Source organism: Aquidulcibacter sp., from assembly GCF_020253525.1.
GTDB lineage: Bacteria > Pseudomonadota > Alphaproteobacteria > Caulobacterales > Aquidulcibacteraceae > Aquidulcibacter.
Genome location: NZ_JADCBK010000079.1, coordinates 37,585 through 45,443, shown reverse-complemented (window position 1 = coordinate 45,443; position 7,859 = coordinate 37,585). Strand labels below are relative to the sequence as shown.

7 protein-coding genes and 1 tRNA gene are annotated in these 7,859 nt (G+C 55.4%); 6 read left to right on the top strand and 2 right to left on the bottom strand.

What is annotated here, in order from left to right; translation table 11 throughout:
• Positions 1 to 517: 23S rRNA (adenine(2030)-N(6))-methyltransferase RlmJ (gene rlmJ / locus IOB61_RS10335; protein ID WP_290816045.1), on the top strand; the 517-nt coding region annotated here is incomplete at its 5' end.
• 206 nt (positions 518 to 723) lie between these two features.
• Positions 724 to 1,668 (top strand): cold shock domain-containing protein, encoded by a 945-nt coding sequence (locus tag IOB61_RS10330; protein ID WP_290816042.1) that lies wholly within the window; start codon positions 724 to 726, stop codon positions 1,666 to 1,668.
• 29 nt (positions 1,669 to 1,697) lie between these two features.
• Here the strand turns inward: IOB61_RS10330 and IOB61_RS10325 are convergent, their stop codons facing one another.
• Entirely contained in the window at positions 1,698 to 2,483 is a 786-nt protein-coding gene (locus tag IOB61_RS10325; protein WP_290816039.1) for a hypothetical protein, read from the bottom strand.
• A 179-nt stretch (positions 2,484 to 2,662) separates the two neighbouring features.
• Here IOB61_RS10325 and IOB61_RS10320 point away from each other — a divergent pair, with 179 nt between their 5' ends.
• Positions 2,663 to 3,646: a P1 family peptidase gene (locus IOB61_RS10320; protein ID WP_290816036.1), complete on the top strand. Its 984-nt coding sequence runs from the start codon at positions 2,663 to 2,665 to the stop codon at positions 3,644 to 3,646.
• Between the two features lie 37 nt (positions 3,647 to 3,683).
• Positions 3,684 to 3,760 (top strand) — tRNA-Arg (locus tag IOB61_RS10315).
• 212 nt (positions 3,761 to 3,972) lie between these two features.
• Here the strand turns inward: IOB61_RS10315 and IOB61_RS10310 are convergent.
• Positions 3,973 to 4,923 (bottom strand): DUF2971 domain-containing protein, encoded by a 951-nt coding sequence (locus IOB61_RS10310; RefSeq protein ID WP_290816033.1) that lies wholly within the window; start codon positions 4,921 to 4,923, stop codon positions 3,973 to 3,975.
• Positions 4,924 to 5,202: 279 nt separating this feature from the next.
• On the opposite strand from IOB61_RS10310, the gene IOB61_RS10305 reads away from it, so the two are divergent.
• Both IOB61_RS10305 and IOB61_RS10300 read left to right on the top strand, forming a co-directional pair.
• Positions 5,203 to 6,309: a Fic family protein gene (locus IOB61_RS10305; protein WP_290816030.1), complete on the top strand. Its 1,107-nt coding sequence runs from the start codon at positions 5,203 to 5,205 to the stop codon at positions 6,307 to 6,309.
• Between the two features lie 270 nt (positions 6,310 to 6,579).
• Positions 6,580 to 7,821, top strand: coding sequence for a pilus assembly protein TadG-related protein (locus IOB61_RS10300; RefSeq protein WP_290816027.1), 1,242 nt, complete (start codon positions 6,580 to 6,582; stop codon positions 7,819 to 7,821).
• The last annotated feature ends 38 nt before the right edge of the window (positions 7,822 to 7,859 follow it).

The following is a 7,859-nucleotide window of genomic DNA, read 5'->3' as shown; positions in this document are numbered from 1 at the left end:
CTATCAGGACAAGGCCTTGTTCTGTGAGCTGCACCCGGTCGATTTCGAAACCCTTGCTGCGCGGTTTGAACGCGCGCGCGGCATCAAGGTTGAGCGGCGCGATGCTTGGGAGGCTGTCCGCGCGCATTTGCCCCCGGTAGAGCGACGCGGCTTGGTCCTTATCGATCCACCCTTTGAACGCCCCGGTGAATTTGAGCGTTTGGTTGAAGCCTTGAAAGATGGCCTTAGCCGGTGGGCAACTGGGACCTATATCTTGTGGCACGCCGACAAGGATAGTCACATCACCGGCGAATATCGCCGTGCCTTGGCCGAGACTGAAGCCCGTCTTTTGACCGCTGATTTACAGGTTTGCGCGCCCCATGAAGGCCAAGGTTTGGTCAGCGCCGGGGTCACAATTGCCAATCCGCCATTTGGTTTGGAAGAGGCGTTACGCGAGGCTGGAGGCTATTTGGCACCACTTTTTGCACGCGGAAGCGGGGCAAAGGCTGAAATAGCGCGCATTTCAGGCCGCTGGTGAGGTTGCTTCTCGGCTCACACTCGCGCATAAGGCGATAGCAGGTTCGTTTTTAACAAACTGAAATGACCGCACCGGCCCCGTATCTGGTCGCACACGCCCCATTCATTGCGTGCAAGACCAGACAGCTTCGGCTCTGTGCTGGTCTGTCTCAGTCGAGATGGCCCTGTGGCGGCGCAACCCTGCTCCGTCGGTTCCCGGGGAATTACATGCGTTTCGACGACGACGACGAAGATACAAAGCCAGGCGACAAGAAGAAGAAGCCACGTGAACGCGCACGTGGCATGGAAGAACCTTCCTTCGACGCACCACCACCTTCATTCAATGACCGTCCACCACGCCGTGACTTTGGTGGTGGCGGTGGCTTCGGCGGCGGCGGCGGTTTTGGCGACCGCCCACCGCGCCAATATGGCGACCGCCCACAAGGTGGCGGCGGCTTTGGTGACCGTCCACCACGTCAATATGGTGACCGTCCACAGGGCGGCGGCGGCTTTGGTGACCGTCCACCGCGCCAATATGGCGACCGCCCACAGGGCGGGGGTGGCTTTGGCGACCGTCCACCGCGTCAATATGGCGACCGTCCGCAAGGCGGCGGTGGCTTTGGTGACCGTCCGCCGCGTCAATATGGCGACCGTCCACAAGGTGGCGGCGGCTTTGGTGACCGTCCCCCACGCCGTGACTTCGGTGGTGGCGGCGGCGGTTTTGGTGACCGTCCACCGCGTCAATATGGTGACCGTCCACAAGGCGGCGGTGGCTTTGGCGACCGTCCTCCTCGCCGTGACTTTGGCGGCGGCGGTGGCGACCGTGGCCCACGTAACTTCGAAGATCGTGGCCCGCGCGAGCCTTTGGAAAACCATGAAGGCACGGTGAAATTCTTCAACGCGGAACGTGGCTTTGGCTTCATCACCCCAGATGGTGGCGGCGCAGATGTGTTTGTGCACATTTCGGCTGTCCAACGTTCAGGCTTTGAAGTGTTGGAACCCGATCAGCGTTTGGCATTCCAAACCTTGCCAGACCGCTTTGGCAAAGGCCCGAAGGCGATCAATCTGTCCTTATTGGATGGCTCTGCTGCCGCTCCAGCCCGCGATGTGGGCCAAGCTGCACCCAGCGGTGACGATGATCAGCCAGATTTAGGCGATTATAATCCAGAATAAGCAGATTGTCGGGCCTCTAACCGGCCCGGCTATTTGCCTGCACTGACACGATAGCGCCGCCCTTGGACTTTGATCTGGGGCGGCGTTTTTGTGCGCTCAAAGGCGCGCCACGCAGGTTCGAGCTCGCGCCAGAAGCTTGCCTTTGGCCCTTGACCCACTTGCAGCATCCGAAATGGCGTCATCTGAAACGGGAAAATATGGAAGGGAATTGAAGTCTGTCCGCTGATCAAGGCTGAATAAGCAATCGTGTAGACTTCCTCCATATCTTGGTCCGTCAATCCATAATGACGACCCGAAGCACAGCCCGCTTGGATCAAGCTCGGCGCACCACGCCATCCGCGCGCCCGATCATACGCATTGGGCCAATTGAGATTAATGCCCAAATAGCCGACACCTTGGGGCCGCATCTGGGAGGCGGTTAGGGTGTAAAAGCCTTCAGGTTGCCCGGTCGACACGCTTTGGCGCGGCCCCAATGGCCCATCCTTGCTGCAGATTTTGAAATTGCGCAGGCGGCTATAGGTCCCTGATGGAGATTTCACCCATACTTCAAGGCGGTCTTGGTCGCGGATAAGGCGAAAATAGACCGGTGCGCCTAAGGTGAGGCCTAGGTCTGAATAGGCAAAGGCCAAACGTTGACGGGTGCGCTCGATCGCGTCTGCACCCACCGAAGAAACGGCCACCCGCACCCGCTGGCTTGCCTTTGCCTTTGTCTCGGCGCTGACACTTCCAACACCGGCTGTTGCGACCAGCCAAGCCCCGGCACACACGGCCAAGATCAGGCGGCGAAACAGGGCCTTTGGTGCGCGAGATCCCATGGTGCTTCCCAAAATTCCTTCGTGTTGGCGCGCCCAGCAATAGCCCGCGTCCGCCATCGTGTGTCGGCTAGAATGAAACGATCTTGCCAGCAAAGTCTATGGCGCTTGTGACGCCAAGCCACCGACATAATCCAGACCCAGCTATAGGCCCACGACCGTTAAGGCGATATAAAACCCAAATGCAGCCACTTAAGAACCTCATTACCGACGTCCCCGGCCTGAAGATTGGCCAAGCTGAAGATAAGGCCGCCTTGACAGGCGTGACCGTGATTTATCCTGATGTCGCCGCTGTCTGTGCGGTGGATGTGCGTGGTGGGGGGCCGGGCACGCGCGAGAGTGATGCTCTAGCCCCGGAAAATCTCGTCGATGCCATTGATGCTTTGGTCTTGTCAGGTGGGTCTGTCTATGGCCTGGCGGCTGCTGATGGCGTTGCAAGCGCTTTGGGGGGCCAAGGGCGCGGCTTTGGCTTAGTAGACTTGCCAGGTGTCCCCCGTTCCCCAGTTGTGCCTGCGGCGATCCTCTATGACCTTGCCAATGGCGGTAACAAAAGCTGGGGTCAGGACCCGCCATATCGTGCTTTGGGGGTTCGCGCCCTTGAGGCTGTCTCTGATCGGTTTGACTTGGGGGCCCATGGGGCAGGCATTGGCGCGCGGGCAGGGCAGTTGCGCGGTGGTTTAGGTTCTGCCAGTCAACGCACGGCCGACGGCATTCATGTTGGGGCGATTGTCGCGGTCAATTGCTTTGGCAGTGTAGTTATGCCCGGCAGTGACGCCTATTGGGCTTGGGCGTTGGAACAGAATGGCGAAGCAGGCGGCATCCGCCCAGACCCCGCCTTGATCGTGGACGGCGATGATTGGGGTGCGGCTAAGGCTAACCCTGCCGCGATCGGGCGCACCAATACGACGATTGCCTGTGTCGCCACCGATGTGGCCCTGACGCCTGCGCAAGCCAAGCGGGTTGCCCAAATGGCCAGCGCCGGCCTTGCCCGTGCGATCCGACCTGTTTTTGCCCCTTTTGATGGCGACGTGGTATTTGCTCTATCGACGGCGCAGCAAAAATTGACCGAACCCACCCACTTCACGATTGCCCGAATTGGCGCTTTGGCTGCGGATTGTTTGGCTCGGGCTGTTATGCGTGGCGTCTATGCAGCCAAAGACGCTTGATCTTCGCCGCTACGACGTCTAATGACGCCGCCTCAGCGCGCCCGTAGCTCAGCTGGATAGAGCATCAGACTACGAATCTGAGGGTCGGGCGTTCGAATCGCTCCGGGCGCGCCATTTCCTCCAAGACAATTTAGATGAGAACTAAACCCCTTGCGGGGGCCTGCTGATGAAATGCGAGCATATGCCCAGTAAAATTGGGTAACAATGATGATACAAGCTCGTTTAGACTTCGAACGTCAATAGTTTAACCCTAGTCTGTGGATTAATAAGCTATTAGGGCGGATAGTGAAAGCCCACCGTTTGTCAAGCAAACACGCTATTTGAAATCACGCGTGCTTTAATGGGATCAAGGAAATTGTAACTTTGTTTGCCGCATCCTCTACCTCGGCCTTCTCAAGTGCTGCAACAATTGTGTCTCGAACTTGTAAAGGATAGTCACAGGGGCCGATTATTACTCGATTGACTAGTCGAGAAGGAGCAACTCCCATTATACTCTTATTTGGGTCATCAAAAAGCTTAAGCTTTACAATTTTCTGCGGAATACCTTTGATAATTTCAATCTCTGACCTGACCCAAGGGGATGCTCCCTCGTAGTCTGGGCTGTGGAACACCCTCCATTCTTTCTCCTCTGAAAATCCCGGATGTTTGGTGCTTAGGGCAAAAATACGAAAAACACCGAAAATCCAATTATTTATAGTTTCCGCTCCAAGGCCTTTGAGCTCCTTCTCTGCTTTGCCTACAGCGGTTGCCCAATCCTGAAACCATTCCACAAATTGAACTTCACTCTTATAGAGAACTGGCGCCGAAAAGACCTTCATCTCATCAGTATCGGAGAGAAAGGCGGTAGGATTTAGGATTAGGGCCACGCCGGAGCTCCCTCCATATGCGCGCCACATTGATAAGCGGCCATAGTCGTCCTCATTGTCATCGTGCTCCGACAAGGACACTATGAATGTATTCTGCTGCAAGATGAAAGAGTTAGAGTCAAATAGCCTGGCGATCCTTTCAGATAGTCCGGGTTCAATTCGATCCAACATTTCCCTTAGTTGTTTACCCCCTCGAGAGCGCCATGCCGCGCCTAGACAATCGATGCCATGTTGAATTTCAGAAAAATCATTCATCATGGATGCGTTGCGTAGCCACACTTCTTGGTTTGTCAGTATTTGATAAGCAGCCGCTGCAGATGTGTAATGTGCAAGTCGCTTTCCATTTTCGAACTCAGTTCTCCGTTCATCTGAGTATGGGAGAAGCAAATCAAATATTTCCTCGGGTGTCATGGTAGGGATCTCCGCAATTTTTCAATTTTAGGTTATTCCTACTAGTGGTATGTAATCAAGAGGGTCTAGGAAGGTTTATAGTTCCAAAGCATTCTGATCGTTGCGATTCGTTTCGATAGCTTTGCAAAACATCTTCACTAATAACGCAAACGGCACTTTCCTTTAATAACGACTTTCGCTATTAACGCGTGTGTGAATAGTCCAACTTCCTCATCTTCCAACATCAGCCCTTCAAACAGGCTGGGCCAATACCGTGAAACGGTCGCTGGCGGGGAAGTGGTGCGCGCTTTCATTCCGCCGCCATTGCCGCCAAACCCGCCGCTTCAGCTGGAGCCCTTGTTCGGTCTATTGGACCGAGCCAATCAAGCTCTTGGGCGACTGGATGGGATGAGCGCCCTTCTGCCGAACACCAAACTGTTCCTCTATTTCTATGTGCGCAAAGAGGCCTTGGTGTCGTCCCAGATCGAGGGCACCCAAAGCTCTTTCACCGATCTATTGATGCATGAAAATGATCGCGCAACGCGGTTTGGCCTTGATGACGTCGAGGAGGTCTCAAACTATGTGGCCGCTATTCAACACGGGCTTTCGCGCCTCGAAGAGGGCTTTCCGATTTCGTTGCGTCTGATTTGTGAGATGCATGAGATCTTGTTGCGGGGTGGTCGTGGTGCGGGCAAGCAGCCTGGGGCCTTTCGGACTACGCAAAACTGGATTGGGGGCACACGGCCCGGCAACGCCACTTTTGTGCCGCCACCCGCTCAAGATGTTGTTGCCTTAATGGGGCAGGCGGAAATCTGGTTGCACGGCCATGGCCATGACTTACCTCTGCTTGTGCGCGCCGCACTCCTGCATGTTCAATTCGAGACCATCCACCCATTTTTGGATGGTAATGGCCGTCTTGGTCGCCTGTTGGTGACGCTGCTCCTTTGCGCTGAGAAGGCGTTGAGCGAACCCGTGCTTTACCTATCGCTTTACCTAAAGACGCACCGGGAGCGTTATTATGAACTCCTCACCAAGGTGAGGCGCGAAGGCGCTTGGGAAGAATGGCTGACCTTCTTTCTGGAAGGCGTGCTTGAGATTGCCACGCAGTCAACGGAGGCTGCGGGGCGCATCCTTGCGGTCTTTGCCCATGATAGGGCGCAGATTGAGGCGCTGGGTCGGCCCGCCTCAACAGTCTTGCGCGTTCATGCAGCGTTACAAGCAAGCCCGATTGTCTCCACGGCGCGTCTAAAGCAGGCCACGGGCCTCACCATCCCATCGATTACGCGCGCCCTTGAAGCGCTTGAGACGCTGGGAATCGTCCGCGAAATCACAGGCCGCTTGCGTGACCGGTTATGGCAATACAGCGCCTATCTCGACATTTTGAGCGAAGGCGCAGACCCAGTTTAACCCTGAGCTGCGATTGCACCCAAATCTGGCGGTCAAGGGGCATTTTCGAATTGCGGGCAAGGTCTAGGGTCACATAATTAACCGGCGGCTTTAGGGATAGCAAAGCGCCACCTTCTGATTAGCTTGCGGGCTCCCGATACCAAAGCCGCGTTTTCACTCAAAACGAGTTGAATACTTTTACCTAAATCAAACCAAGCTGTGCCAAGGTACATATGATTTAACCAATAGTTGCGTGGTAATCCGTTGGCACAAGCCCAGTATAGATCTATTTTGAACTGGGCTTCTGCAGAATTGCGCCAACCGCGTGGCAATATTACGCTCATGACCGCGCTTGCGGTCTTGCCTTTGTCTTTGGTTCTTGTCGGTGCAGTAGAATTAACTGCGCTTAGCAATGAGCGCGCAATGATGCAGGCGGCGGCAGATGCTGCGGCCCTTGCCGGGGCCCAAAGCCGCACAATAGCGGGGACAAACCAAAAGAGTGCGGCGGAGTTCGCCGAGAAGTTTGCCTTGAGCCAAGTTGGGTCTTTTGCCAATCGGGCTAGGGTTCGCTTTGTTGCCAGTGATGGCGCAAACGGCGCCTTTACGGTGCAGGGTTTTGCGATCCGGCCATCTTTCTTTGGTAATATGGTGCCTCCCGGTGGCTTTCGGATCGCTGTCCAATCGGTTGCTGAGGCCTTGGTGAAGCAGCCCTTATGTATCCTCGGTATTGAACCGACCCCGGGTACTTTTACGATTTCAAGCGCCGGATCGTCAAAGATTACGGCAAAGGGATGTGTAGTTCACTCCAATAGCGACCACGAAGTCAAACAGCTCGCTTCCATCGATGCCGGAACAGTACGTATGACAGGTACCGCCAGCGGAGCAGCATTTTCGCCTTTGCCGCAGACGGGTGCTCTGGCGATCCCAGATCCGTTCAAGGACCGCACGATTACTTCACCAACACCGTGTGCCAATGTACCTAACGGAGGCCTTCAAGCCTATTCAGCGGGCACCATTACCTTAAATCCGGGTGTGCATAGAACCCAATATGCGATGAGTGGCACCGCAACCCTCAAGCTTATGCCTGGGGAACATTATTTCTGCAGCGACCTCAATTTTTCTGAAGATGCCCGCTTGGAAGGTCAAGACACCGTCATGGTTCTGATGGACGTCAAGCTGATGGTAGAAGGTAACACCTATGTGTCTTTGGAAGGGCGAACGGTGGGTCCTTGGGCTGGTTTTGTCATCGTGAGCAACCGGTCGAGCACCAAACATGTCAGTTTCAAATCAACCAAAATCGACCGCCTTCTCGGGACTATCTATTTGCCCAACACGACGATTTATGTGACGGCACCCGGCAATGTTGCGCAAGGTTCGCAATGGAGCGTGGTGGTCGCCCGCTATGTCATTACCTCAAATTCCTCCAATTTGATCATTAATTCCAATTATGACGGCTCGCCCGTACCGGTTCCAGAAGGTGTGGGCAATCGCGCCGGCGGCGCAGACTCGATCCCGCTTCGGTTGCGACACTAGAGCTGCTGCGGGCCTTGCAGCTTTGGGCAATCGAAATC

What these genes read in the sequence shown, in the direction of transcription:
- IOB61_RS10320 (WP_290816036.1), top strand. Translation starts at nt 2,663, where the DNA reads ATGCAGCCACTTAAGAACCTCATTACCGACGTCCCCGGCCTGAAGATT.
- IOB61_RS10325 (WP_290816039.1), bottom strand. Translation starts at nt 2,483, where the DNA reads ATGGGATCTCGCGCACCAAAGGCCCTGTTTCGCCGCCTGATCTTGGCC.
- IOB61_RS10330 (WP_290816042.1), top strand. Translation starts at nt 724, where the DNA reads ATGCGTTTCGACGACGACGACGAAGATACAAAGCCAGGCGACAAGAAG.
- IOB61_RS10310 (WP_290816033.1), bottom strand. Translation starts at nt 4,923, where the DNA reads ATGACACCCGAGGAAATATTTGATTTGCTTCTCCCATACTCAGATGAA.